The sequence below is a fragment of the Paenibacillus lautus genome (assembly GCF_050482385.1).
Taxonomy (GTDB): domain Bacteria; phylum Bacillota; class Bacilli; order Paenibacillales; family Paenibacillaceae; genus Paenibacillus_AQ; species Paenibacillus_AQ lautus_B.
In genome coordinates this window covers 275,045-301,375 of sequence record NZ_JBCNHV010000005.1, presented here as the reverse complement: position 1 = coordinate 301,375, position 26,331 = coordinate 275,045, and the positions used below count along the sequence as shown (strand labels likewise).

22 protein-coding genes are annotated in these 26,331 nt (G+C 50.9%); 15 read left to right on the top strand and 7 right to left on the bottom strand.

Going from position 1 to position 26,331, the window contains the following annotated elements; all coding sequences use genetic code 11:
• Positions 1-12: 12 nt before the first annotated feature.
• The 4 genes from ABEW73_RS09015 to ABEW73_RS09000 all read left to right on the top strand — a co-directional run bounded on the left by ABEW73_RS09015 (position 13) and on the right by ABEW73_RS09000 (position 4,115).
• Positions 13-759, top strand: coding sequence for an amino acid ABC transporter ATP-binding protein (locus ABEW73_RS09015; RefSeq protein ID WP_339290673.1), 747 nt, complete (start codon positions 13-15; stop codon positions 757-759).
• 194 nt (positions 760-953) lie between these two features.
• On the top strand, positions 954-2,447 hold the full coding sequence (locus ABEW73_RS09010) for an alpha-N-arabinofuranosidase (protein WP_430164412.1): 1,494 nt from the start codon (positions 954-956) through the stop codon (positions 2,445-2,447).
• 9 nt (positions 2,448-2,456) lie between these two features.
• Complete coding sequence (locus ABEW73_RS09005; protein ID WP_430164408.1) at positions 2,457-2,735, top strand: DUF6171 family protein; 279 nt, start codon at positions 2,457-2,459, stop codon at positions 2,733-2,735.
• Positions 2,736-2,873: 138 nt separating this feature from the next.
• On the top strand, positions 2,874-4,115 hold the full coding sequence (locus ABEW73_RS09000) for an MFS transporter (protein WP_430164405.1): 1,242 nt from the start codon (positions 2,874-2,876) through the stop codon (positions 4,113-4,115).
• Between the two features lie 226 nt (positions 4,116-4,341).
• Here ABEW73_RS09000 and ABEW73_RS08995 read toward each other — a convergent pair whose 3' ends face one another.
• Positions 4,342-4,734, bottom strand: coding sequence for a DoxX family protein (locus tag ABEW73_RS08995; protein WP_430164402.1), 393 nt, complete (start codon positions 4,732-4,734; stop codon positions 4,342-4,344).
• Between the two features lie 136 nt (positions 4,735-4,870).
• Positions 4,871-5,785, bottom strand: a complete 915-nt coding sequence (locus tag ABEW73_RS08990) for an AraC family transcriptional regulator (protein WP_430164399.1) — start codon at positions 5,783-5,785, stop codon at positions 4,871-4,873.
• Positions 5,786-5,977: 192 nt separating this feature from the next.
• Here ABEW73_RS08990 and ABEW73_RS08985 point away from each other — a divergent pair, with 192 nt between their 5' ends.
• Positions 5,978-7,741: a beta-galactosidase gene (locus tag ABEW73_RS08985; protein WP_430164396.1), complete on the top strand. Its 1,764-nt coding sequence runs from the start codon at positions 5,978-5,980 to the stop codon at positions 7,739-7,741.
• 97 nt (positions 7,742-7,838) lie between these two features.
• On the opposite strand, the gene ABEW73_RS08980 is transcribed toward ABEW73_RS08985, so the two are convergent.
• Both ABEW73_RS08980 and ABEW73_RS08975 read right to left on the bottom strand, forming a co-directional pair.
• Positions 7,839-9,092, bottom strand: a complete 1,254-nt coding sequence (locus tag ABEW73_RS08980; RefSeq protein ID WP_430164393.1) for an MFS transporter — start codon at positions 9,090-9,092, stop codon at positions 7,839-7,841.
• A gap of 29 nt (positions 9,093-9,121) precedes the next feature.
• Positions 9,122-10,165 (bottom strand): ROK family protein, encoded by a 1,044-nt coding sequence (locus ABEW73_RS08975; protein ID WP_430164390.1) that lies wholly within the window; start codon positions 10,163-10,165, stop codon positions 9,122-9,124.
• Between the two features lie 263 nt (positions 10,166-10,428).
• Between ABEW73_RS08975 and ABEW73_RS08970 the strand changes: the two genes are divergently transcribed.
• From ABEW73_RS08970 to ABEW73_RS08955, 4 genes are read left to right on the top strand one after another with little or no spacing between them, the layout of a single operon-like run.
• Positions 10,429-11,481: a LacI family DNA-binding transcriptional regulator gene (locus ABEW73_RS08970; RefSeq protein WP_430164387.1), complete on the top strand. Its 1,053-nt coding sequence runs from the start codon at positions 10,429-10,431 to the stop codon at positions 11,479-11,481.
• A gap of 25 nt (positions 11,482-11,506) precedes the next feature.
• Entirely contained in the window at positions 11,507-12,667 is a 1,161-nt protein-coding gene (locus tag ABEW73_RS08965) for a Gfo/Idh/MocA family protein (protein WP_430164384.1), read from the top strand.
• A 52-nt stretch (positions 12,668-12,719) separates the two neighbouring features.
• Positions 12,720-13,451 (top strand): ThuA domain-containing protein, encoded by a 732-nt coding sequence (locus ABEW73_RS08960; RefSeq protein ID WP_430164381.1) that lies wholly within the window; start codon positions 12,720-12,722, stop codon positions 13,449-13,451.
• Positions 13,452-13,471: 20 nt separating this feature from the next.
• Entirely contained in the window at positions 13,472-14,578 is a 1,107-nt protein-coding gene (locus ABEW73_RS08955) for a Gfo/Idh/MocA family protein (protein WP_430164378.1), read from the top strand.
• A gap of 129 nt (positions 14,579-14,707) precedes the next feature.
• Here ABEW73_RS08955 and ABEW73_RS08950 read toward each other — a convergent pair whose 3' ends face one another.
• A complete protein-coding gene (locus tag ABEW73_RS08950; protein WP_430164375.1) occupies positions 14,708-15,400 on the bottom strand; it encodes a pentapeptide repeat-containing protein in 693 nt (230 codons plus the stop codon).
• Positions 15,401-15,545: 145 nt separating this feature from the next.
• Positions 15,546-17,375 (bottom strand): DUF2334 domain-containing protein, encoded by a 1,830-nt coding sequence (locus ABEW73_RS08945; protein WP_430164372.1) that lies wholly within the window; start codon positions 17,373-17,375, stop codon positions 15,546-15,548.
• A 168-nt stretch (positions 17,376-17,543) separates the two neighbouring features.
• Between ABEW73_RS08945 and ABEW73_RS08940 the strand changes: the two genes are divergently transcribed.
• The 3 genes from ABEW73_RS08940 (at position 17,544) to ABEW73_RS08930 (ending at position 19,696) form a co-directional block, all read left to right on the top strand.
• Positions 17,544-18,071, top strand: a complete 528-nt coding sequence (locus ABEW73_RS08940) for an N-acetyltransferase family protein (protein ID WP_430164369.1) — start codon at positions 17,544-17,546, stop codon at positions 18,069-18,071.
• Positions 18,072-18,174: 103 nt separating this feature from the next.
• Entirely contained in the window at positions 18,175-19,266 is a 1,092-nt protein-coding gene (locus ABEW73_RS08935; RefSeq protein ID WP_430164367.1) for a redoxin domain-containing protein, read from the top strand.
• Positions 19,267-19,363: 97 nt separating this feature from the next.
• The gene (locus ABEW73_RS08930) at positions 19,364-19,696 is read left to right on the top strand and encodes a hypothetical protein (RefSeq protein ID WP_430164364.1); all 333 of its coding nucleotides are present in this window, start codon (positions 19,364-19,366) and stop codon (positions 19,694-19,696) included.
• Between the two features lie 313 nt (positions 19,697-20,009).
• On the opposite strand, the gene ABEW73_RS08925 is transcribed toward ABEW73_RS08930, so the two are convergent.
• Positions 20,010-20,903: a hypothetical protein gene (locus ABEW73_RS08925; protein ID WP_430164361.1), complete on the bottom strand. Its 894-nt coding sequence runs from the start codon at positions 20,901-20,903 to the stop codon at positions 20,010-20,012.
• A 443-nt stretch (positions 20,904-21,346) separates the two neighbouring features.
• Between ABEW73_RS08925 and ABEW73_RS08920 the strand changes: the two genes are divergently transcribed.
• The 3 genes from ABEW73_RS08920 to ABEW73_RS08910 all read left to right on the top strand — a co-directional run bounded on the left by ABEW73_RS08920 (position 21,347) and on the right by ABEW73_RS08910 (position 26,330).
• Entirely contained in the window at positions 21,347-23,416 is a 2,070-nt protein-coding gene (locus tag ABEW73_RS08920) for a bifunctional aldolase/short-chain dehydrogenase (RefSeq protein WP_430164358.1), read from the top strand.
• A 106-nt stretch (positions 23,417-23,522) separates the two neighbouring features.
• Positions 23,523-24,788, top strand: a complete 1,266-nt coding sequence (rhaA, locus tag ABEW73_RS08915; protein WP_430164355.1) for an L-rhamnose isomerase — start codon at positions 23,523-23,525, stop codon at positions 24,786-24,788.
• A 72-nt stretch (positions 24,789-24,860) separates the two neighbouring features.
• Complete coding sequence (locus ABEW73_RS08910) at positions 24,861-26,330, top strand: rhamnulokinase (protein ID WP_430164985.1); 1,470 nt, start codon at positions 24,861-24,863, stop codon at positions 26,328-26,330.
• Position 26,331 lies beyond the last annotated feature (1 nt).

The window sequence follows — 26,331 nt, the reverse complement described above, 5'->3', positions numbered from 1 at the left end:
GACTGTCGTGTAATGGCAATTATCGAAGTAACCCATGTAAAGAAATCCTTCGGCCAGCTGGACGTGCTGAAGGACGTCAGCTTTGAGATACAGAAGAATGAAGTGATTGCCGTCATTGGACCTTCCGGCTCGGGTAAGAGCACCATGCTCCGGAGCCTGGTGCATCTGGAGGAGATCAATGGCGGATCGATCAAGCTGCAGGATCAATATCTCGTGAAGGATGGCGTGTATGTCAGCCCACCGCAGATCAAAGCAATCACAGCCCGGATGGGCATGGTATTCCAGCATTTCAACCTGTTTCCTCATCTCACGGTACAGGAGAATCTGGGGCTGGCACCCAAACATGTGAAGAAACAATCGAAGGAAGAAGTTAGGTTAAACAGCGCAGCGCTTCTGCAGAAGGTCGGTTTATCTGATAAGGCGGATGTATATCCTGGCAATTTGTCGGGCGGGCAGAAGCAGCGCGTGGCCATTGCGAGAGCGCTGATGATGAATCCGGACATCATGCTGTTTGATGAACCGACATCGGCGCTGGATCCCGAGCTGACAGGCGAGGTGCTGGCGGTCATCAAGCAGCTGGCTGAGGAGCATATGACGATGGTCATCGTGACGCATGAGATGAGTTTTGCCAAAGAAGTGGCGGACCGAATTATTTTCATGGATAACGGACAGGTTGTCGAATCCGGCACGCCGGATCAAATATTTAACCAACCGAAGGCAGAGCGGACCCGGGAATTCCTAATTCGGGCGACGCGTTGAAGAGTGACTGGCCCAGAGCCCGATCGAAAGATCGGCTGTGGGCCCGTTTTTTTTTGGGCGAAAATATGGTTATTTCGTGAAAGCGTTTAAATTACGGGTTGACGGAATCTGGTTTGGTCGATATCATTGTTTTAAAGATTATTAAACTGTTTGATATAAACATCTATAAAACACAGCGAGGAGCGGAATAAGTCATGAGTCATGTTATTACCATTCATTCGGATGTATCCAAGGGTAAAATCAACCGCAATATCTATGGTCATTTCTCCGAGCATCTAGGCCGCTGCATTTATGAGGGCATATGGGTGGGGGAGGATTCACCGATTCCGAACACGGAGGGGATCCGCAATGATGTGCTGGAAGCGTTGAAGCAGCTTAACATACCGGTGCTGCGCTGGCCCGGCGGTTGTTTTGCCGATGAGTACCACTGGAAGGACGGCGTTGGTCCGCGCGAGAATCGGAAGCAAATGGTCAATACGCACTGGGGAGGCGTTGTAGAGAACAACCATTTTGGCACGCACGAATTCCTGCGTCTTTGCGAGCTCTTGGGTTGCGAACCTTACATATCCGGCAATGTCGGCAGCGGTACCGTGCAGGAGATGTCGGAATGGGTTGAATATATGACCTTTGATGGCGTGTCGCCGATGGCTGCGTGGCGTCAGGAGAATGGCCGCGAGAAGCCTTGGAACGTGAAATATTTTGGCGTTGGGAATGAGAACTGGGGCTGCGGAGGGAATATGCGGCCGGAGTATTATGCGGACCTGTACAGACGCTATCAGACTTATGTTCGCAGTTATGGCGATAACAAGATCTACAAGATTGCCTGCGGCCCGAACGTCGATGATTACCGCTGGATGGAAATCGTGATGAGAGAAGCGCATCCGTTCATGGATGCGATCAGTCTTCACTATTACACGATTCCGGGCGAATTCTGGACAGGTAAAGGACCTGCTACCGGATTCAGCGAACAGGAATGGTTCACCACGATGAAGAAGGCACTTCATATGGATGAATTGATTACCAGACACTCCGCGATCATGGACCAGTATGATCCTAATAAGCGGATCGGCCTCATTGTAGACGAGTGGGGGACCTGGTTTGATGTAGAGCCTGGCACCAACCCGGGCTTCCTGTATCAGCAGAATACGATTCGTGATGCCTTGGTGGCGGGGTTAACGCTGAATATCTTCCACGAGCATAATGATCGGGTGGTCATGGCGAACATTGCCCAGGTTGTCAATGTCCTTCAGTCTGTCGTATTGACCGAAGGCGAGAAGATGATCCTGACTCCGACCTATCATGTGTTTGATATGTATAAAGTGCATCAGGATGCAGAACGTTTGGCAACCAACTACAGCGGCGCCGATTACGAGATGGACGGCGAGAAGATTCCGCAAGTATCCGTAACGGCCTCGAAGGATCAAGCCGGCAAAATCCATGTGAGCCTGTGTAATGTGAGCCACACGGAGCAAAGTGACGTGACCATTCAGCTTCGGGGATTAAACGGATTGGTATCCAAGATCGTAGGCCAGCAGCTTGCCTCCGATTCGCTGGACGCTCATAACACCTTTGAATCGCCGGAGACCCTGAGGCCAGCGGCATTCCATGCTTTTGAACAGGAAGGCGACGTTCTGCGTGCGAAGCTGGCACCGATGTCCGTTACTGTTCTCGAGATCACGGCAGGATAAACGAAGGTGATGGCGGATAATCGCTGTAAAGGTTGTCATGACGATTACCAGGTTAACGATGAACAAATTACACGCGTTCTAGCATCTCCCATGTTTGCGTCTGATCGGTGCGTGTCGGATAGTGAGTATGACGCCCGTCTGCGTGCGTGCTTCTCTTGTCCAAAGCTGCAAGGGGACACGACGTGCACGCTGTGCGGCTGCATCGTACAGATCGCAGCAAAGCTGAAAGACAAGCGATGCCCATATCCGGGGCAAGACCGTTGGTCGGTTGCCAGTAGCGCTTCATAAGATTATAGTCAGACCTGCTCTCATGGATGGATCGTGGGAGCAGGCTTTTTAGTATGGGGGAACTTCTTACATCTTTACATAGCTTTCAACCTATGTTACGACTATTAGAAAAAAAGATCGTCAGGATAGGGTGTGAACATGAAAAGAGGAGGCTTTCTATACTACTGGACTGCGCACTCGAGCATTTCGCTGGCAGGCGTTGTCTACATTATGGTACTGACTACCTTTATGTATCAAGAATCCGGCTCGGCCTTTATTGCCGCGTTGTTCCCGCTGTTTAACGCAGTCGCACGGTTTGTCGCCGGTCTTACAGCTCCGCTTGTCATGGAGAAATTCGGTTTCTCCAAGCTTTTGGTAAGGCTTCAAGTCATGAAAGCTCTGTTGTTAACTGGATTGGTCATTGCATTCCCATACATATCATCTCAGGTTTCCATACTGTGTATGTTTATCTTGTTCATAGCTTTTACCGAAGGATGGGGAAACCCGCTCATCCAGTCCATGGTTCCGAGATTAGTTGCACCTGACCGATTGGTTAAGGCCAACAGCTCATTATCCGTGACCAGCCAATCCTTGCAGATTGCAGGGTATACCTTTACGGGCTTTCTAGTTGTACGGTTTGGACATATGCCGACTTTAATCATGAGCTGCGTACTCATCTGGGTATCCGTCTTGTCCCTTTGGATCGCAGCGCGCTCCATGAAGGCGAAGGAAACGGCTGCGGCTGGACGAGCGAAACCAAGCTGGGAAGTGATTCGTGAAGGCTGGTTCTACCTGTGGAGAAATCCGACATTAAGAATCGTCACGATGATGGACATGATTGAAGGGATTGCCGGAACCATATGGGTTGGAGCGATCACGCTGGTATATGTCAAGGAAGTGCTGCATCAAGGCGAAGCTTGGTGGGGATTCATTAACGCCAGTTATTATGTAGGCGCCATTGTGGGTGGGTTACTGATGCTGCTGCTGTCTTCCTTTATCCAGAAAAATCTGATTCCATGCATGGCTGTAGGTTCAGCGGTGTTCAGTTTACTTACTCTGTGGTATGGTCTGAACAGTATCCCGATCGTGGCTTTGATCCTGTGCATTGCGATGGGACCAGCCTATCAGCTGCGGGATGTGGCGCAGCAAACCGCGCTCCAATCCAGTGTAAATCAAGAGATGCTGCCGAAAATTTACGCTTCGCGTGATATCTTGCTATCCACGGTAACGAGTTTATCTATTGCCGTAATAGGTCTAATAGCGGATACACTTGGCATTCGTATGGTGTACATCGCAGGTTCAATCTGTATTGCGATATCCGCAGGGTTGTCATTCACGCTTCTGAGGTTGCAGAGGAATTCGGCTTTAGCAGCAGAATCGAGCGGAAGCAACTTTTCATAAAAATGTTATAAAAAGAGCCGTATCTGGATCAGGGTCATGGGAGACTGATCGTCAGGTACGGCTCTTTCTTAAATTTCAGAAAGTATAAACTTCGGAGCATCTGCTGCCTGATATCGCAAGGAAAACTACCGCTAAACGCGGTCTGTCTTCTTTGAGAGTACGCCGATAGACGTTTTTCTTTCATGAGGTTGTCGCCTCGGATCACCGGCAAACCTTTGCGTTTATTTTAGGCTTTGTTCTTCTTGCTAAACAATGAATCAACCGAGAGCAGGCTGCTGCCGCTAAGGGCAAGGTGGACAGCCATTGCGAGCAGCGCTATATCCAATTCATAGCCACCTAGGAAGCCCATGCCCAGCTTGGCCTGAAAAATAGCAACGACAAGCACAACGCCAAGAACAAGGGAGGCAATTCTCGTTCCCAAACCGATAATCAGTGCAATACCACCCACAATTTCGATAATGGCCACAACGGATGCCATGAATGCGGGGATACCCAAACTTGCGAAAAAGCCCTCGATATTCCCGATGCCGCTCTGGAATTTATCCAAACCGTGAGCCAAAAAGATGACCCCCAGAATAACCCGAATAATAAATGTACCCGTAGAAGAATAACTACGCATGAATGGTAACAGCTCCTTGTTTTTGTTTTTAATTGTTATCAACTAACTTTTGTATAGCTGAAACTATAGATTGTATCATACTCAACAATGCTGTTAATTGTCAAGTAACTTACTAAAAATAATCAAATCCCACTATTTAGTGTCTGGGGCGGTATTCGGTCGGCGACTGCCCAGTCCAGCGGCGGAATTGTCTTGAAAAATGGCTGGCTGAGCGAAAACCGAGTTTGTCTGCGATCGCCGTCATTGGCAGGTGGGTTGTGACCAGCAGCTCCTTGGCTAGGGTGAGCTTTTGACGGCTGATATATTGTCTTGGCGAGATTCCATAAACCTGGCGAAACAACTTGCTGCATTGGCTGCGGCTTAAATTAAGCTCTTTGGATACCGCAGCGACAGAGATCTCCTCTGTGAGCCCTGATGATAGTTTCTCTTCAATGGCATGCGCCGCATCGGCAGCAAGCAAGGAAGACGGTTTATGCAAGCCTGCTGCAGCCTGTGTCGACGAAGGCAGCTTGACTTCATCCTGCACCTTGAGAAGGGAGAGGACATCGTGGATGATGAGCAATGTATAGGATTGGAGCAGCAGCCTGTCTTCAAAGGTGAGATTGTATTCAGCTCTCGGGTTCTCCGGGTGAAGCGAGTGGGCTGCCGGCTGACTGCGCCGAACGATTCCCTCCAGCTCTTGAACGTATGCATACAGATTGCTGTGCTCGCTTTCCTGCTGGCGAATGTGACGGTAAGGGGCGGCGGACAATAACCTCCGAATTTCCTGGTCATCGAGATCGAAATGAACGTTGAAGTATCCATACGGCCCGCTCGCCAGATTAGAGGTTTGATGGGGCACCCCGGATTTGATCAGAAGCCATTCCCCTTGCCGCAGCATAAAGGACTCCCGATGAATTTCCTGCAGGACCTCGCCTTCCAGACAGTACAGCAGCTCAAACAGATGATGATGATGCCTCGGATAACTCCATCCGGGGGGATGGGAATCAAAAAGGCATCCTGTTACTTGAAGCGTGTTAATCATATTAGGAAAGCGAAAAGCGATATCCATTATGGTCAGGCTCCTTTGGCATCGAAAATTCCAGTGATTATGCCATATATTGTATCATAATAGGAGCTTGCGATTCTGAATGTTCGGCACAAAAGGTATAAAGAATGATCCATTTGGAGATTGAGCAGCACGAGCTTTTGATAGATGATGATAATAGAAAGCGAAATGATGCGAGCAGGGAGGAAACAGGATATGAAAGCTCAATTGAAAGCGGTTAATCAACAGTTCGTGCTCGGGGATGAGCCGATCCAGATTCTGTCGGGTGCCGTACATTATTTTCGGATCGTACCGGAATATTGGGAAGACAGGCTAATGAAGCTGAAAAGCTGTGGATTGAACACCGTGGAAAGTTATATTCCGTGGAATTTGCATGAACCCAAGGAAGGACAATTTACATTTGATGGTATCGCCGACTTGGAGAGATTCGTCCAAATCGCCGACGATCTCGGGCTGCATGTGATCCTTCGACCAAGCCCTTACATATGTGCAGAATGGGAATTTGGCGGGCTTCCGTCCTGGCTGCTGCAGTATCCGGATATCCACCTGCGGTGCATGGACCCGGTGTATCTGGAGAAGGTTGACCATTATTATGATGAACTGATTCCGCGGCTGGTTCCGTTATTAACCTCCAATGGAGGTCCGGTCATTGCCATGCAAATCGAGAACGAGTACGGGAGCTTTGGAAATGATACGGCTTATCTGGAGTATCTGAAGGATGGCTTGATCAAGCGGGGCGTAGATGTACTGTTGTTCACTTCGGATGGTCCCACCGACGGGATGCTGCAAGGGGGAACCGTTCCGGGCGTGCTTGCCACCGTCAATTTCGGTTCAAGAACCGAGGAGGCTTTTGCTAAACTGCGGGAATATCGGGCGGAAGACCCTCTGATGTGCATGGAATACTGGAATGGATGGTTTGATCATTGGCTGAAACCGCATCATACCCGGGACGCGGAAGATGCCGCTGCCGTGCTCAAGGAGATGCTGGACTTGAATGCATCCGTGAACTTCTACATGTTTCATGGTGGAACGAATTTCGGATTTTATAACGGGGCGAATTTCCACGAGAAGTATGAGCCCACGATCACCAGCTATGATTATGATGCCCCACTCTCGGAGTGCGGGGATGTAACCGTTAAGTACGAGGCCATTCGCAGCACGATTGCGAAGCATCAGGGGAAAGAGCTCTCTGATTTCCCAAGTCTGCCTCAGTCCGTCAAGAAAAAAAGCTATGGTTCGGTTCGCATGACGCATTATGCTGACTTGCTGGAGCATCTGCCGGTGCTATCCGAGCCGGTGAAACGTACGACACCTGTACCGATGGAACTGCTGGCTCAAAGCTATGGCTTCATCGTTTACGCAACGGATATCTCCGGACCTCGTCAAGGAGAATCGCTGTATCTGCAAGAGGTGCATGACCGGGCACAGGTATTCCTGGACGGTAAATATCAGGGTACGGTTGAACGCTGGAATCCCCAAGCCTTGCAGATCGATGTTCCGGCAGCCGGCGCCAAGCTGGAGATCGTTGTCGAGAATATGGGGCGTATCAATTACGGCCCGAAGCTGAAGGATTATAAAGGGATTACTGAGGGAGTCCGGATGAACAACCAGTTCCTATATGACTGGAGCATCTATCCTTTGCCGCTGGAGAATCCGAATGCGGCACCTTTTCAACCGCTTGCGGGTCCGCTTGAACAGCGAGATCGCCCTACCTTCTATCGGGGTGAATTCTCGGTGGATGACATTGGCGATACGTTTATCCGCTTGGATGGATGGGGAAAAGGGGTCGTCTGGGTCAATGGCTTTAACCTGGGGCGTTACTGGGAACAAGGACCGCAAGCAGCGCTTTATCTGCCTGGACCACTGCTGAAGCAGGGGCGCAATGAAATCTTGGTGTTTGAGCTGCATCATACCGAAACAGCAAGCATCGAACTTGTTGATCAACCCGACTTAGGCTAATGAGGGTGTAAGTAGACAAACGGTAATAATGAATAAAAGGGAGCCCTCTTGTACTCATGAGAGGGCTCCCTTTAGTGTTCAAAAGAGAACCAAAGGGTTAGACCAATTGCTTACGAACTTTTAAATAACGGTACAGAACGATGCCGAAGAGTGAACATAGGATGGCACACAATCCGATGAAGCTATAGCCAGCCTGCAGCCCGCGCAGCAACCCGAGCTCTGTCCCGCTGCCGTACATTTGCTTGAATCCGTTCGTGATCGCTCCGATCGCATAATTTCCGATAACGCTGCCGACTCCCATCATGGTGACGATGAACGTAATCGCGGTGTCGCTCTCTTTTGGATATCTTTTGGCAATGAGAGCCATGACCGTGGGATAAATCGGAGCAATCCCAATACCGGCAGCCGCGAACAGGAAGGCATAGGATTCCCCGCCAAAGATCGCGACAAACGTACATACTCCGGTCAGCGCGGACAGGATGATGATGGACAGCGTGAAGCCGATCCGATCCGTTATCGGGCCAAGCAGCAGGCGTGCTGCCGAGAAGCAGAGGAAGAAGGCGGACAGCATCCCGGCTGCAGCCGTAGGTTCCCATTGGTACGATTTTTCAAGAAAGTTTACGAGCCAACCGCCAACTGCCATCTCCGATACAACACCGAAGGATAGAATCATGACGACCAGCCACAGCGCAGGATCTTTAACTAATAACTTGAGCGGAGTTCGTTCTGTTTCGGACAGATCGTCCCCGGGAAACTTACTCATGAGTGCCGGGATCATCGGCAGTACGGATAACATCAGCATGGCCAGATACATGCCCCGCCAGTCCAGCGTGTAATTAAACACGGTTACGGTCATCAGGCCGGATGCAATCATCGGCGCCACGGTTGAGCTGATTCCGTAAAAGAAATGGGATAGGTTCATCATCGTGCCTGTGTTTCGCACAAAGATCCGGGCCGCCAATATGGCAAGGCCGATCTCCAGCATACCGTTTCCGATGTACATGAAGAAGTAGGATGCGGTAAACATCGGGTAGCTGTGCGACAGGAAGATCAACACACCCGAGATGGCCATCGAACCGAAGGCAGCCATGCTGACCCACTTGATCCCGATCTTCCGGGTTAACAGCGCGGTGAAAGAGCAGGCAATCAAGTACCCTAGCGCGTTCAGCGATAGCAGGGTACCGATCTGCATTTCATCCAGGTGGAAATCGAATTGAATCCTTGGGATGGCGGGTCCCTTAATATTTTCCGATATTCCGAAAATGATAAAGCCGAGAAAGATGGTTGCCAAATGAAGGGTGTAGTCTTTGCTGAATTTAGGTTTTGTTTTCGTTTGAAGGTCTGTATTCACGGTTATTCCCCAATCGTCATCGTTGAATTTTACATTGCACTTGTATCGGATATCATCATATCCAGAGCAAGCCGCTGCAGGCCGGCTATATAGTCATGTTCCCACTCGCGAAGCAGCATTTCGGGCAGATGCCGCTCCGGGACGTAGGCGGAAGCCCGGTCTTTGACGGAGAGCAGGGTGGAGGGCAGAAGGTTATGCTCACACCACAGAATGGCATCCGGATTCAGAATCGCGGTGAAGGCGGCGCTTAATCGGCCTAACGCATCGATTTGCTCCTCATCCGGCTGGGTGAGACTGCTCATGACGGAACTTTTACGGTCCAATACATCATGAAAATTGTTGTCTTTGCTCATCGGTACATAGCCGATCTCACCCGTGAAGAACGACCTGCCCCGAACGACGTTTCCGTTGATCAGCAGCCCCGCCCCCGGTCCATTATGTCCGAGATACACGTATACCAGGGAAGCTTCCTCCGACCGGCTCAAACTCTGATAACCAAGCACGGCCGCATTCATGTCATTCTCCACGATGACAGGAATGGAGAACAGGTTCTCCAGGTAAGATTTGAGGTCGTAATCCTGGAATGTCCCGTACAGCGGCACATAAAAAATGACGCCATCTCGCACCGCAGCCGGCATGCCGACCGCAATCGAGCGGATCTTCGGATAACGGTGGATCCAGCTTCTTAGCTGGGAAGCCAGCGCTTCCGGCCCAAGCTGAAGTATGCCGTCTTCAGCTTTCCGTTCGATCAGATCGCCGTTCCAATTAAAAATGGTATATACGCTCTGCTCCTTCTCATAATAAACGGCGAGACCCAGCATATAGTCCGGGTTAAAAGCGTAGCGGTTTGCACGCCTGCCGCCGCTGGATTCATCCAGTCCGAGCAGGGTGACCTCGCCTTCCTGCGCCATCTGTTCCAGAACTTTGCTCACCGTAGGAAAGCTGATTCCGAGCCGATCGCTTAGCTCCGCTTTGGTTCCACTGCCGAGCTCCAGTAGAGAAGATCGGAGCGCGCGCCGCACGGCGTACTTCATGGATTGCGGTGTGGGTAAAGCTTCTTTGCGCGTTGTCATCACCACTCCCCCCTCTTTTTAAACGAGTTTAATAAGTGTCTGGAGAAGATTATTGCATATCTCAAATGATGGTGCAAGAACAATTTTGCGACATGAGATTATCGCAGAAGCATGATGGCACCGCCGAGGATCGGCATCAGGATCATGGAGAACCGCAGCAGCGTTCTTGGCGCCCGATTAAACATGAAATTAGATTAAAGCGGTTGACAACAGAAAGGCTCCATGAGAAAATGTACGCGCGTACATAAAATGCAGGAGGCTTGATGAATATCGCTAGTCGTAAAGAAGTCGCACAGCTTGCCGGCGTTTCGGAAGCAACGGTATCCCGTGTACTGAATGGGGTCGGACCAATCAAGGAGGAGACCAAGCAGCGAGTGCTGGAAGCGGCGGATCGACTCGGGTATACCCCGAGTGCGCTTGCCCGAAGTTTTGCCCGTCGAAGAAGTGGTAACCTGGGCGTCGTCATGCCCTACCTGCCGAAGGCTCGTATATTCTCCGCTTATTATTTTTCCGAAATATTAAGCGGCATTGGCAGTAAGGCGCTGGAGAGTCAATATGATCTGTTGATGCTGTTCCGCGAGCCCGGCGGTTCGATGGACTACTTGAACCTATTCCGAACCCAGAAGGTTGATGCCTGCATTATTCTGGGCGCCCGGGATGATGATGGCGAACGTGCGGCCATCAAACAGCTGAGTGAAGCGGATCAACCCTATTGCCTGATTAATCAATACTTTGACGGCGAGGCGTTTCACGTTATGGATGCCGATCATGTGGATGGAAGCTATCAAGCCGTTCATCACTTGACGAAGCAGGGATTTCGGAAGATTGCTTTTCTGAATGGGCCGCCTCAGTATTCCAATAGTCGCGACCGGTTGAAGGGGTACACCCGGGCACTGAATGAAGCGGGAATCGTGCTGGATGAATCCTTGCTGTTCGAAGGCAACTTCAGCCGCAAAAGCGGTTATGCCGCAGCCGAGTTAATCGCCGGGAAGTTGGACCGGATTGAAGCCGTATTTGCCGCCAATGACCGCATGGCGATTGGACTTCAGCAGGGCCTGCGTGCGTTGGGCACTCCAGAAGAGCGAATGCCAGCCTTTGTCGGGTATGACGATTCGGATGCCGCCGAGCTGTGCACCCCACCGCTTACCAGCGTGAGAGTTCCGTTCTATGAACTGGGATGCCTTGCCGCAGAGCATGTGCTTCGCATGCTGGACGCCTCCGATTTGCCAGAAGGTAACGTAACGAACGCAGTGCTCCATCGCCAACTGCCAACTCGCCTGGTCGTCCGTGGATCTTCGCTTCATCGAAATCAATGAACCCTTATTCAAGGAGGAATGAAGGATGAAACAATTACGTGTCGGTATGATTGGTTATAAATTTATGGGTAAAGCTCACAGCAATGCGTACCGGAGCCTTCCGATGTTTTTTCCGGAGGCGCTGAAGCCAGAAATGGTGGCGATCTGCGGCCGTAATGTGTCGGCTGTTCAAGCAGCGTCGGCTCAGCTGGGCTGGAGTGAAAGCGTTACCGATTGGAAGGAGCTTGTCAATCGGGAAGATATCGATCTGATCGATATCAATGCTCCAAGCGATGCCCATAAGGAGATTGCCATTGCCGCGGCCAAGGCGGGCAAGCATATATTTTGCGAGAAGCCGCTTGCTTTGACCTTGGCGGACGCCAGAGAGATGCTGCAGGCTGCGCAAGAAGCGGGAGTCACCCATATGGTCGGGTTTAACTATAGATTTTCACCAGCCGTAAGACTGGCCAAGAAGCTGGTTGAAGGTGGAAGATTGGGTGAGATCTATCATTTTCGCGCCTGGTTTTTGCAGGATTGGATCATGGACCCGCAGTTCCCGCTGGTATGGAGGTTGCAGAAGGAAGTAGCAGGATCCGGGTCTCACGGGGATCTTGGTGCTCACCTGATCGATCTCGCCCATTATCTGGTCGGCGATATGCAGGAAGTGATCGGAATGAGTGAGACCTTTATCAAGGAGCGTCCTATTGCCAGCGAGATGACCGGGTTAAGCGCAAAAGGAAGCACAGGCGGTCCCATGGGGAAAGTGACGGTAGATGACGCTACGCTATTCATGACCCGCTTTGAGAACGGGGCGCTGGGCAGTTTTGAGGCGACGCGCTTTGCTGCGGGCCACCGCAGCACTAACTCCTTCGAGATCAACGGCAGTTTAGGCAGCGTTAAATTCGATTTTGAACGGATGAATGAGCTGGAGGTTTACTTTACATCCGATGATGAGGACGTTCAGGGCTTCCGCCGCGTATTGGCAACCGATCCCGTTCACGATTATATGGAAGCATGGTGGCCGCCGGGGCATACGATCGGTTTCGAGCACACCTTTACGCATGAAATTCTGGAGCTGTCAACCGCTATATCCGAGGGAAGGCAGCCTATGCCCAATTTCGAGGATGGCGTGAAATGTCAGGCTGTGCTGGAAGCCGTGGATAAATCCATTGAAGAGCGCCGCTGGGTGCAGCTGTCGGAAATGTAATCAAGTCATTCGGCCACCCTTGGCCGGACACATAAAAAAAGGAGTGCTATGCATGAAAAAGGCTTTAATCGTATGGGGCGGCTGGGACGGACACGAGCCCGAGCAGGTTGCCGGCATTTTCGCGGAATTGCTTCGGAGTGAGCAATATGAGGTAGAGGTATCCGACACGCTGGAGGCCTTTCATGATGCAGAGAAGCTTCAAGCCTTGGATCTGATCGTGCCTGTATGGACGATGGGAGAAATATCGAAGGAGCAGGTGGAGAACGTATCGCTTGCCGTACAGAAGGGAACCGGTTTGGCGGGCTGCCACGGCGGCATGTGTGATTCGTTCCGCAACAATGTGGATTGGCAGTTCATGACAGGCGGAAACTGGGTTGCGCATCCAGGCAACGACGGCGTGAAGTACCGGGTTGAGATTAAATCGAGCTCCAGCCCGCTGGTAGCAGGAATGGAGGATTTCACGGTTGCCTCCGAGCAGTATTATCTGCATGTGGATCCGGCCGTTGAAGTGCTCGCAACCACTCGTTTTCCGGTTGCGGCCGGACCGCACCTGCTGAACAAAGCGGTCGACATGCCGGTGGCGTGGACGAAGCGCTGGGGATATGGACGGGTCTATTACAATTCCCTCGGCCATCATGCCGATATCGTCGATATGCCGCAGGTGAAGGAAATGATGCGTAGGGGATTGCTCTGGGCTGCTGAAGGCAAAGCGTTATATTCGGGTTCGGACATGAGTGTGTTTACGGAAGGTCAAGGCTACACAGGCATGGGAGACAGCCAATAAGGCAGAAGGAGACTTGGATTATGAAGAAAGTAAAGGTTGGCATCATCGGCTGCGGAAAAATCAGCGGCATATATATGGAAAACTGCCATAAGTTCGATATCCTGGAGCTGACGGCTTGTGCGGATATCGATCGTACCCGTGCCGAGGAACAGGCTGCCAAGTATAATATCCCGAATGTATACACCACCGAGGAACTGCTTGCAGATCCGGAGATTGAGCTGGTCATTAATTTGACGATACCTGCACTTCACGCGCAAATTATGCTGGATGCACTGCAAGCCGGCAAGCATGTGTACGTGGAAAAGCCGCTTGGCGTAACCCGAGAAGAGGGTAAGGCGGTGCTGGATATGGCTGCATCCAAAGGGCTGCTTGTCGGATGCGCTCCCGAGACATTCCTTGGAGCCGGTATCCAAACGGCACTGAAGCTCATTGAAGACGGACGCATCGGCAAGCCGATTGCAGCAACCGCATTTATGATGAGCCGCGGACATGAGCATTGGCATCCCGATCCGGAATTTTATTATGCCGCTGGCGGTGGTCCAATGTTTGACATGGGGCCTTACTACCTGACAGCGCTGGTTCAGCTGCTGGGCCCAATCCGCCGTATTAGCGGCATGACCGGAACGGCCCTTACAGAGCGGACGATTACCAGTGAGAAGAAACAGGGTCAGAAGATTCAGGTGGACATTCCTACTCACGTGGCTGGACTTATGGAGTTTCATAACGGTGCGATTGGCACACTGATTACGAGTTTTGATGTATTTGGAGGGAGCACGCTCCCTACTATTGAAATCTACGGGACCAAGGGTACAATGCTCGTCCCGGATCCCAACGGTTTTGGCGGCTCGGTTCAATATCGGCTGACCGGAGAAACCGAGTGGACGGAAGAACCATTGCTTCCGGGGTATAACGAGAATACAAGAGGGATCGGCCCAGCGGATATGGCATACGCTATTCGCAGCGGGAGAGCTCACCGTGCGAGCGGCGAGCTTGCCTACCATGTGCTTGAAGCCATGTGGGGATTCCATGATGCTTCCGATGAAGGCAAGCGCTATGAGATGATCAGCACCTGTGATATCCCAGCACCGCTGCCGCTTGATTTGCAGAAGTATACTCTTGATCAATAACAGGATGATCTAAAAAAGCGGCTTAACCCGAAAGGTCCAAGCGGACCTCGGAGTAAGCCGCTTTATGCTGCGCACGGATACGTTTTTCATATCAACGAAGCGATGATTGGGAGCGCGTATAACTTACGGTCATTCTTTGACGACAAGACCGAATATTTTGGTTAACGGGATGGCTTGATGCGGTGAAATGATGCATCCTTGAAGATCTTCCAGGGTCACGCCAATATTATGGAAATCCGTTCGGCTTAAGTCGATTCCTGCAAGTTTCGTACCGGAGAACTGCGATTGGTCGATCTGACAATCCACAAATTCCACCTTATTTAATTCAGAATGATAAAAATCCGACTTTACGAGCGAGGTGGATTGGAAGGACACCTGCTTCATGTTAGCAAAACGGAACGTAGCGTAGTCGCCCGTACAATGATCGAACACGACATTACGGATAGTGGCTGCCGTCAAGTCGAGCCCCAAAATTTTGCAATGATTGAATTGTACGCGGTACATAATAGCCTCTCCGAGATCTACGTTGGACAAGTCGCAATGGTTAAACACCAGATCCGTTAGTTCGGCATGGTGGAGTGTGACGTGCTGGAACGTAACGTTATGGAATATCATTTGATCGAATTGAACCTTGTCGGCTGAAATATAAGACAGGGTCTCGTCCTGGCATGTGGATTGAATGAACGAGGACTCATCGTCAACGCCGGCATCGGATAGAATCATAGGCTCAAGCTGTTTGGGAAGCTTGGGTTTCACGATTTTGACCGGGGGTGATGGACTGGCTGTATTGCTGTTGGTATGGCTTTCTCTTTTGGATGACATGACTTCTCCTCCGAACATAGAAATAAGTATAGAGATTAGAACTTATAAGAATAACGTCTCTCGGCGTACTTTCTCAGAAGACAGACCACATATTACAGGAGTTTTGAATAAACCTAGTTTTGTTGTATAGAAGTATATCATGTCCTTATCCTATTGTCCGGTCCCTGGAATTGATGGCGGCGTCCAAGGTTCCGCCGAGCCGATTCGGAGACCATGCCAGCAGACTGACACGGCCATTGCCCATCAGATCGCCAATGAGAGGTGTCATTCGTTCACCGGCAACCCAAGGCCCAAACCGTTCCTCCTGCCGCCCGAAGGCGGTTCCCGAGCTATAGAGAACGAGCCAGTTCCCTGCGGTATGTTCAACGAGAATCAAATCTTTCAGCCCATCCCCATCCACGTCACCTAGCATCACAGATACGGGCGAACCGATGGAGTCTTTGTCAGAATACCAATTTCCGGCGTCCACGAGCTGTTTTCCGCTGCTTAACCAGACCTGGCATGTGCCTGAGTCGGAGTTCCACACAACCAGGTCATCCAGCCCATCGCCATTCACATCTCCAATGGAAGGAATCATGCATTCACCTTGTACGGAAACCTCATGCTGAATGAGGGGAGAATAAAAATGACACCCGGAGCTATAAGCAATGGCGGCTTTTCCTGTGACAGGGTCCCATAAAAATAAATCATGTCTGCCGTCCCCGTCCAAATCCCCCGTAAGAGCTTTCCAGTCCACGGCTCCAGGTTCACAGAGCCAATAACCCGATGGTACTAAACGGCTGCCTGAACCCAAGGCAACCTCACATATTCCCAGCTCTGTATTCCATACAGCCGCATCGATGATGCCATCTCCATCATAATCGCCTGCCATTGCAGTCCCACCGGGGTAAAGCGGCCAATCTGCTAACAGCGGGCGTATATACTGTATGCCATTATGGATTTTAATGGGGGACAAGACCCCAAAAGAAGCGTCGTACCATAGGTTGTTGGCCTCGTCCCGGACGATCCATCGATCCGGCTGCTCTTTTCTCGTGGCGTGCAGAAACTTAGGGAGTTTCATGGTCATCCTCTCCTGCCATCGGGTTTCCCTGAAATCGGGTATGAAAGGCAAGATTGAGGTTATGGTCACAAACGATTTACGCTCCCTCTTGAAGGACTGCATGATTCTTCTAAGCGGCGAATGCTCGTCATAATGTACAGTGCCGTCAGCAAGAAAGCGGATATAGGAAAATTCGAGATAGGGGTGGTAAAAGAACGAGGCCAGTTCACGATCGCCTGTGAAATCCTGTAATGTCCGTTCCATACGAGTGACTTCTTCCTCAATCTTGTCACCTGCGACATAATAAAGCGGAGTGGGAACGTAGATCGTTCCGTTTGTCAATGGATCGTCCGGGGTGTGCTGGAGTGTGACTGTCCTTGCATCCGGGCTGGAAGGCGGAGATTCATAGAGGATGCCGTTACAGATCTCAATAATATGGCGCTGGACAGATGAAGCGGTATAATGGGGAGTTTCATACCAGACCGCTGTAAGACCAGCCGCTTGAAACCTCTTATGAGCCTGTTGAACCCGCTGATAAGCATAGGATTGCTGCAACTGACGGAGCGAATGGAGCGCTTCGGGCGGATCATCCGGAGGACAATTGGCGCTGCATTCGGGATAAGCAAATTCGAATCCGTCGCCGCTTACCGATCCCCCGTACTGATGCGTATATCCATGAATACCTAGCGAGGCGCCAAGGGCTACCATCCTTCGTAGCAGCCGGACAAATCGAAGGGAAACTTCATCATGCAGATCATCTATCGACCGGTCCGCATGCTGGGCTGGATCGACATATCGCGGAATGACGGCTAGGTGAAAGGGGATCTGTTGATGATGCAGGAACTGTGCGATTACCAGCAGCTTCGCCTGTTGTTCCTCTGTCTCATACCAGCCGCCTGGTCCGATATCTTCAAGCCGTATCAATGCTTTATTCATCAAGATGCGCTCCTTCCATGGGTAGCTGCTCGAGATTATGATCCCGATATATGTATGCCGGGAATGGGCATTGCGTCATCAGGGAAGAAGCATTCAAAAAAGGAGGATCGCAGATCGTGTCCGCGAATACATAGAGATTAAGATATGAGCAGGAGGAAGAGGAAGTTTATGCATATTAGACACGCAAATGAACATGATGCTGCAGGCATCGCTAACGTCCATGTGAATAGCTGGAAAACAACATATCAAGGAATCGTGGATGATAGCTTTCTAGGAAAGTTGTCTGCTGCGGATCGGATAGAAGGCTGGCGCTGGAAGCTTGCCAATATGCCGGAGGACGAACAACTTCTGGTCATTGCAGATGAAGCTGGCGAGGTATATGGGTTCATGTCTTACGGCACGGAACGAGAGCAGAAGATGTCTCATGAAGGAGAACTTTACGCGATCTATCTCTTGGAAGAGATTCAGGGGAAGGGTTGGGGGAAGCAGCTATTTGCCAGGCTCAAGGAATTTCTGCAAATGAGAGGATATCGTTCTTTGTTGGTCTGGGTACTGGAAGGCAATAAGGCTGAACATTTTTATAAATATATGGGCGGCCAGGAACTGAAACGAAAAGAGATTGTCATCGGCGGAAAAACACATGCTGAAATGGCTCTGCTGTGGAGTTCCATTGATCGAATTCGGTCCTTCTCCTAAAAAGCGCTCCGCTTAAGTTTACATTGGAGAGGGAATCCACTATGATGAGAATATACCCTGGCGGGTAATAGAGAGAACTATGCCGACCTTAGGAGGTTCGCATTTGAGTATAATTCCGATAGGTCCTTTTATGATGAGGGCCGACATTGTGATTTTTCTAATTTGTGCGGCGGCTGGTTTCGCTGCGCTTCGAATTCGTTTGCGTCAGATGCCGGAGCGGGAATGGATCCTGGATACCTATTTATCTGTACTTATTATCGGTTTTATTTCATGGAAATTCGGGATGCTGGTGTTCGATCCGATCCGCACCGTTCAGCATCCGACCTCGCTTATTTACATGACGGGCGGAACGAAGGGGATATGGCTTGGGGCCGTTCTAGCCCTGATCTACATAGCTCTGCGCTGGAACAAGAATAGAAAAGATTCAGGTCTGCTGCTGAAGTCCGCTCTGTTGTCGGCATTCGCGAGCGGATTGGCCGGGTATGTATTTCAGTGGTTATGGGCGGACGGGGCCGCTATAAACTCTTCATTATTCTTTATTTTATTATTCGGTGCATTGCTGGCGATTAGCTGGCTTCAATTCGATTCTGCACTGTCCCGCTTTCTTACTCTGGGATTAGGAAGAAATGGAGTGGTGCAACTCATCATCGGGGCTCTCTTCGTGTGGGCAATCTATGACTTCGCTTCCACCTCGGTCAGCGAACGAGACGCGCTCGTATCTCCGAATGACGAAAACAATCCCGAAGCCATTGCTGAAGGGTTGAAGCCTGGTCTTCGCGCACCGGATGTTTCGCTGATGAATCGGGAAGGGCAGGAGATCAAACTATCCGATTATCGAGGGCAAACCGTTCTTCTGAACTTCTGGGCATCCTGGTGTCCGCCTTGCAAAGTAGAAATGCCTTATATGCAGGATTTTTACGATAAACATCAGGATGAGAATGTGATTATACTGGCTGTAAACATGACGCATCTGGAAAATAGTATGAGTGAGGTACAGTCTTTTGTCGAACAGAACGGGTTAACCTTTCCTGTCCTATACGACCAGAACGGAGCAAACACCAGACGGTACGAGGTGATGGCCTATCCGACCACCTACGTCATCTCGCCGGACGGTATGATATCAGAGCGGTTTCAAGGCGCGATCGACGAGGATTTGATGGTTAGAGCCTATCGAAAAGCTAGCGTGATTAAGTGAAGTTAAAAGGCGGATTTTTGGAGATGTAGACACCTATCTCTGCCGCCTTCTCCCCAGGCGGAATATAATACACAAACGCTGGGGAGGGGGAAAATAAGTGCAACCAATACCAATTTCGGCAGAAGGATGCAGAGGTTACGTCGGCAAAACCGTTTGCGCTGTCATGCGTGATGGAAGGGAAGTTGTGGGGACTATTCGCGGTGTACATGATCATGGCCTTGAACTCGAATTTGGGAACCCATCCGCATATACTTTGTCCACAAAGGGTAAAAAGGGCAGAAAGTCTTCGAAGTCAGCTAAACGCGGTGCGCAAACGTCAGCATTTGGACCTTACGGCTACGGTGCATACGGCGGTTATGGCTTTGGAGCCAATGTGTTTGCTTGGGAAGCCATAGCGCTGTTGTTCCTCATTCCGTTCTTGTTTATCTAAACGCTCATAGACTTTAGATCACGGGCGCAGTGTTTTTATAGAGGAGACAGACGGGGGTATCCCGGTACTGTCTCCTTTTTTTAGATATCAGAAAGTATAAACTTCAAAGCATGAGCCTTCCTGATATCGCAAGAAAAACATCCTATAAACGGGGTCTGTCTCCTGAGAATGTTCGTCGATAGACGTTTTTCTTTAGATATCAGAAGTATAAACTTCAGAGCATGAGCCTTCCTGATATCGCAAGAAAAACATCCTATAAACGCGGTCTGTCTCCTGAGAATGTTCGTCGATAGACGTTTTTCTTATGCCAGTCTTATATATTACGTGTGGATTTGGCGCTGTGGATGGGTTCAGCTGATGCGTTGAACTGACTGAGCAGCCATATGACCGGCGTGAATGCCACGAGAAAACAGCTGCCCGCCAAAATCGGAAGCAAGGACCATTCGGCGATGGAGTATCCAAGAAGCGTCTGCCATCCGATGGCGATCAATCCGAGCAAATATGCCAGGCCGCTAATGTGGATGAGGATCGGTTTAACTGCAGGATTGACGGATTTCCTCATGGACAGCCACGCCACAAAAGGGATCGCCTGCAGTGCATGAAACCCTAGTCCGTGCAGCCAGATGATATTGCCGCCGATCCCAGTAAAGCGTCCCGCATTGATGGAGATCCATATGCCGGCTGCAAAAGATAACAGCACCGCGATCATGGCATAACGAATGCCGAGTCCGAGTTCAGGATGGGCTTCCATTACACGCTTGCGGAAGTATTGGGTGCCAAGGATCAGGTAGAACACGACAAGCAGCATCGCAACGGCAGGGAAAATAGCCGAGATGACATGATCAAAGGTCGAGCCGTTCTGAACGAATCGCGGATCGACACCGCGGAAATTTTGAACGGTTTCGGCGAAGTAAGAGAACAGAACGAGCGGAATATAGCACCAGCGGTAGAACGATTTGCTTCGTGGCCTCATACCGGAAACCGGCAAAATGATTGCGGTTGATACGATGAAGATCCCCAGTGCCGCGTTGAAGGAAAACGCTTTGGAGATATCTCCATCCGGCGAGACAGGCCCTCCATTCAGCAATACCCATATCCCGCATATTCCGGCTAACAAAAACCCGAGCAGCCCCGTCAGCAAAAGCCAAGTCTCCTGCTTATACAGCTTGAACACCCAGTTCGTCGTTTCACGTGCAGGTTGATTCATATGAATGACACCCTCTCCGTAATGATGAATTGTTTATAATTTACAGGAGAATGGGAGTGACTTTAACGGGCTGGGGATGTAACAGGCCCTGTACCCCGGAATGATTTCTGGGCTGGACTAAAGCCGGGGATGAAGCAAGTGTTATTCAGGACGAGGATGAGATCGCCTTTCGTGATGCGTTGATGGAAGGCATTGCGAAGGCGGATCCAATGTCAGCCGCAGGCTCAGATCCATCGTAGATTGTAAAATAGCAGCTTTTGTCTAGAGGGAACTCTGGCAGGGCTGCTTTTTTTGTTTGCAACAGGTTTATAAGATGAAATTCTAAATAAACACATAAAAATCTTTGTTTATTTTTGAAAATTCACTATTCAAAGATAAACGGGCGTGATATTATGAGAAACAAATGAAAGCAAATTCATATGGTCAATCGGAGGGGAAACTTCATGGTTCAAAGCTTATGGGAACAGTCAAAGGCACAGCAGGCACAACATACATTGGATGAGCTCGTCTACCGTTCGAATTTGATTGGTTCCGACCGGCGCGTGTGCAACTGGGGAGGCGGCAATACATCCAGCAAAACAACGATTCAGGATTTTCGCGGCAAAGACATAGAGGTTATGTACGTGAAAGGCAGCGGATCCGATCTGGCTACCATGAAATCGGGCAATTTCACAGGCTTGCGTATGGAGGATATCCGGCCATTATTCGAAAGGGATTCGATGTCGGATGAGGAAATGGTGGCTTATCTGGGGCATTGCATGGTCGATGCAAAGCACCCGCGCGCATCCATTGAAACGCTCCTGCATGCGTTCTTGCCGTTTCAGCATGTGGACCATACCCACCCGGATGCCATTATCAGCTTATGCTGCGCCCACAACGGCAAGGAATTAGCACGGGAGATCTTTGGCGACCGATTTGTGTGGGTTCCTTACGTTCGTCCCGGATTTACTTTGTCGAAGATGATTGCCGAAGGGGTGCTCGCTAATCCGAAGGCCGAGCTGGTACTGATGGAGAAGCACGGGCTTGTCACATGGGGCGATACATCGGAAGCCTGTTACGCGCAAACGATTCGTATCATTAGTGAAGCGGAAGCCTTCATCGAAGCTCGTGTAGATAACGACAAGCTGTTCGGCGGCCGGAAGCATACACCGCTTACCTCGGAAGTGCGTCGCAGCATCGCTGCCAAAGTGATGCCTGCCGTTCGCGGCGCCGTCAGCGACGTGAAGAAAATGATCCTGTCCTTCGACGATCAAGATGATGTACTGGACTTTGTCGGCGGTGCCGATTCGCCGAAGCTATCCCAGGTAGGCGCAGCTTGCCCAGATCATCTGGTTCATACCAAGGTAGTTCCTCTCTTCATCGACTGGACACCTGACGCCGAAGATGTGGAAGGCCTTAAGGCAAAGCTTATCGATGGGATTGCTGCTTACAAAGAGCAGTATAAAGCTTATTTTGAACGCAACCATCATGAAGGCGACGTCATGTTCGAGGCGGCTCCACGCGTCATTCTTATTCCCGGCATCGGCATGATCAACACGGGCAAGAGCTGGGCAATGTCGCAAGTCAGCGGCGCCCTGTATCATCGGGCGATTGCGGTCATGCGCGGTGCGACGGCCCTGGGCGATTTTGTATCCTTGAGTGAAAATGAATCCTACAACGTGGAGTATTGGCCGCTTGAGTTGTATAAATTGAGTCTTGCACCGGCTGAGGCGGAGTTTTCCCGCCAAATCGCTTTTATCACCGGAGGAGCAGGCGGTATCGGAAGTGCCACAGCCCGCAGGCTGGTAGCTGAAGGCGCGCATGTCGTTTTGGCGGATTTGAACCTGGAAGGGGCTCAGCAGGTTGCCGAGGAGATCAACGCAAAATACGGGGAGAATCGGGCGTTTGCTGTTAAAATGGATGTAACTGACGAAGAGGCGGTGAAGCGCGCCTATCGAGAAACTTCCATCACTTATGGCGGTGTTGATATTATCGTCAACAATGCAGGCCTTGCAACATCCAGCCCGTTTGACGAGACATCGCTGAAGGAATGGAACCTGAACATGAACGTGCTGGGCACAGGTTATTTCCTGGTTGCGCGAGAAGCCTTCTCGTTGATGAAGACACAGGGCGTTGGCGGAAGCATGGTGTTTGTCGGATCGAAGAATTCCGTCTATGCAGGCAAGAACGTGACCGCATACAGCTCTGTAAAAGCACTGGAGGCTCATCTGGCGCGCTGCATTGCTGCTGAAGGCGGAGAATACGGTATTCGAGTCAACACCATTCTGCCGGACGCCATTCTGCAAGGTTCCGCGATCTGGAATTCGAACTGGAGAAACGAGCGGGCAGCAGCTTACGGGATTGAACCCGATCAGTTGGAAGAGCATTATCGTAAACGCACGACGCTTCTTGTCAACATCTATCCGCAGGATATTGCCGAAGGCATCGCTTACTTTGCATCATCAAGATCTTCGAAGACGACCGGCTGCATGCTGACGATTGACGGCGGAGTACCTGCTGCGTTTACTCGTTAATCGAATGAAGGTATGACACATCTACCGCAAGGAATCAAGATTTCTTATTAAGATGGGGTGCTGGGTCTAATATGACCCGGCTATCCATCATACGGGAGGTTATGTGATGAGTCAGGATGTTGCAAGGAACTTTGAAGAAGCTAAAAAGCTCTATGGGCAGCATGGCATCAACGTGGACGAAATCTTGACGGAACTTGAGCGCATCAAAATCTCCATCCACTGCTGGCAAGGTGATGATGTACGTGGATTTCTGTTCCGGGATCGGGAGCTGTCCGGGGGGATCTCCGTGACCGGGGAATATCCCGGGGCTGCAGGTACGCCGGATCAGCTGCGAGCCGATCTGGAAAAAGCGATGTCGCTCATTCCGGGATCCCACAAGGTGAACCTCCATGCAATCTACGCGGATACCGACGAGTCCGTTGAGTTGGATCAGCTCGAGCCGAGGCACTTCCAGTCTTGGGTGGATTGGGCCAAGGAGCAAGGCATTGGCCTCGATTTTAATCCGACCTGTTTCTCCCACGACAAATCGAAGGATGGGTTTACGCTAAGCCATGCCGATCCGGCTATCCGTCAATTTTGGATTGAGCACTGCAAGGCATCGCGAAGAATCGGGGCTTACTTCGGCGAACAGTTGGGTCAAACCTGTGTGACGAATATCTGGGTTCCGGATGGATACAAGGATATGCCGGTAGACCGAATGGCGCCGAGGCAGCGGCTGAAGGATGCGCTGGATGAGATTTTTGCTGAAGAAATGAATCCGCAATGGAACCTCGATGCCGTCGAGAGCAAGCTGTTCGGACTAGGTTCCGAAGCTTATGTTGTGGGTTCCCACGAGTTCTATATGGGGTATGGCATTCGAAACAACAAGCTGATCTGTCTGGATGCGGGTCACTTCCACCCAACCGAGAGCATTGCCGGGAAACTGTCGTCGCTTGCTCTTTTCACCGATGGACTTCTTCTCCATGTCAGCCGGCCAATGCGCTGGGACAGCGACCATGTCGTCATCATGGATGATGAACTGATCGAGATCGGACGCGAGCTGGTGCGCAATAACCTGCTGGATGTTACCCATATCGGACTGGATTTTTTCGATGCCAGCATTAACCGCATCGCCGCGTGGGTTATCGGGACACGAAATACGATAAAAGCGCTGCTGCGTGCCAAGCTGGAGCCTGTCGATAAGCTGAAGCAGGCTGAACTTGAAGGCGATTACACGACCCGCCTGGCGTTAACCGAGGAGTTTAAATCGTATCCGTTTGGAGCGGTGTGGGATTATTACTGCGAACGCATGGGTGTACCTGTCCGAGAAGAGTGGCTGTCCGAAGTGAAGCAGTATGAGCAGGAAGTATTGCTGAAGCGTTCGCAAGCATGAGAAGAGACGGAGAACCACTCGGGTTTGTGCCCGAATCGCTAAATTTTGATCTGACAAGGAGGCTGGGGCGTGTTGAGCGTTCTTGCATTTGATTTGGGCGCGAGCAGCGGAAGGGCCATGTTGGGCCAATGGAACGGCCGCACCATCGATGTAACGGAAATCCACCGGTTCCCGAACGATCCGGTTCGAATCGGCGACCGTTTCCAATGGGATATATTACGGATCTACCACGAGATGAAGCAGGGCCTGCTCCGGTTGAAGGGACAGCATAGCCTGCCATCGAGCATCGGCATTGATTCCTGGGCGGTGGATTTTGGTCTCCTGGATCGGACCGGGGAGCTGCTTACGAATCCGTATCATTATCGGGACACACGCACAGATGGCGTGATGGAACAGGTCTTTCGGGACGTGCCGCCTGCCGAGATCTTTGATCGGACGGGGATTCAGTTCCTCTCATTCAACACGATCTATCAGCTGGCCTCATTGCAGCGGCAGAAGCCCTACCTGCTTCAAGAAGCCGAGCGTTTTCTTATGATTCCCGATTTGCTGCGCTACTTCTTGACCGGCGAGATGGCGAATGAATTTACGAACGCTACCACAACGCAGCTGTATAACCCGCTTTCGGCGAGCTGGGATGATCATCTCTTGAAATCATTGAATATTCCTCCTAAGTTATTTCATCCTGTTGTTCAACCTGGTACGCATGTTGGGGCTTTGAGGACATCCGTCATGGAGGAACTGGGGATCCCGCCGATTCCGCTCTATGCGGTTGCAGAACATGATACGGCTTCCGCCGTGGTCGCGGTTCCGGCTCTGGAACGATCGTTTGCTTACTTAAGCTGCGGTACCTGGTCGCTGATGGGAACAGAAGTCGACCAGCCCGTCATTCATGAACGGGCCAGAGAGCTGAACTTCACGAATGAGGGAGGAGCCTACGGCACGTACCGACTGCTCAAGAACATCATGGGACTGTGGATTCTGCAGGAATGTCAGCGGACCTGGGGGCGGGAAGGGTTAACGTATTCCTATCCCGAATTGGTTAATATGGCGGATGCGGCGCCGGCATTTGCTTGTTTTATTGATCCCGATGATCCTGTATTCCTCCCTGCGGGTGATATGCCGAAACGGGTAGTGGAATATGCGGCCCGCACGAACCAGAGCGTTCCGCAGGGGGTAGGTGCTCTTGTGCGCTGTATTATGGAGAGCTTGGCCATGCAATACCGTTATGTACTGGAGTTGACCGAGGAATTGTCGGGGCAAAAATTTCAGGGCTTGCATATGGTAGGCGGTGGCATTCATAATGAAACATTATGCCAGTGGACTGCGAATGCGATCGGGAAGCCCGTATGGGCGGGACCCGGTGAGGGCAGTGCCATCGGTAATATGGCTGTGCAGTGGATCGCGCAAGGCGAGCTGTCCGATATATGGGAAGCACGGGCAGTCATTAGAGAGTCCTTCCCGGTCAAGACTTATGAGCCGAAGGATGCTCCCGTATGGGAGGAAGCTTACGGCGTGTTCGGTCAGCGAACCGGGAAGAGATAGA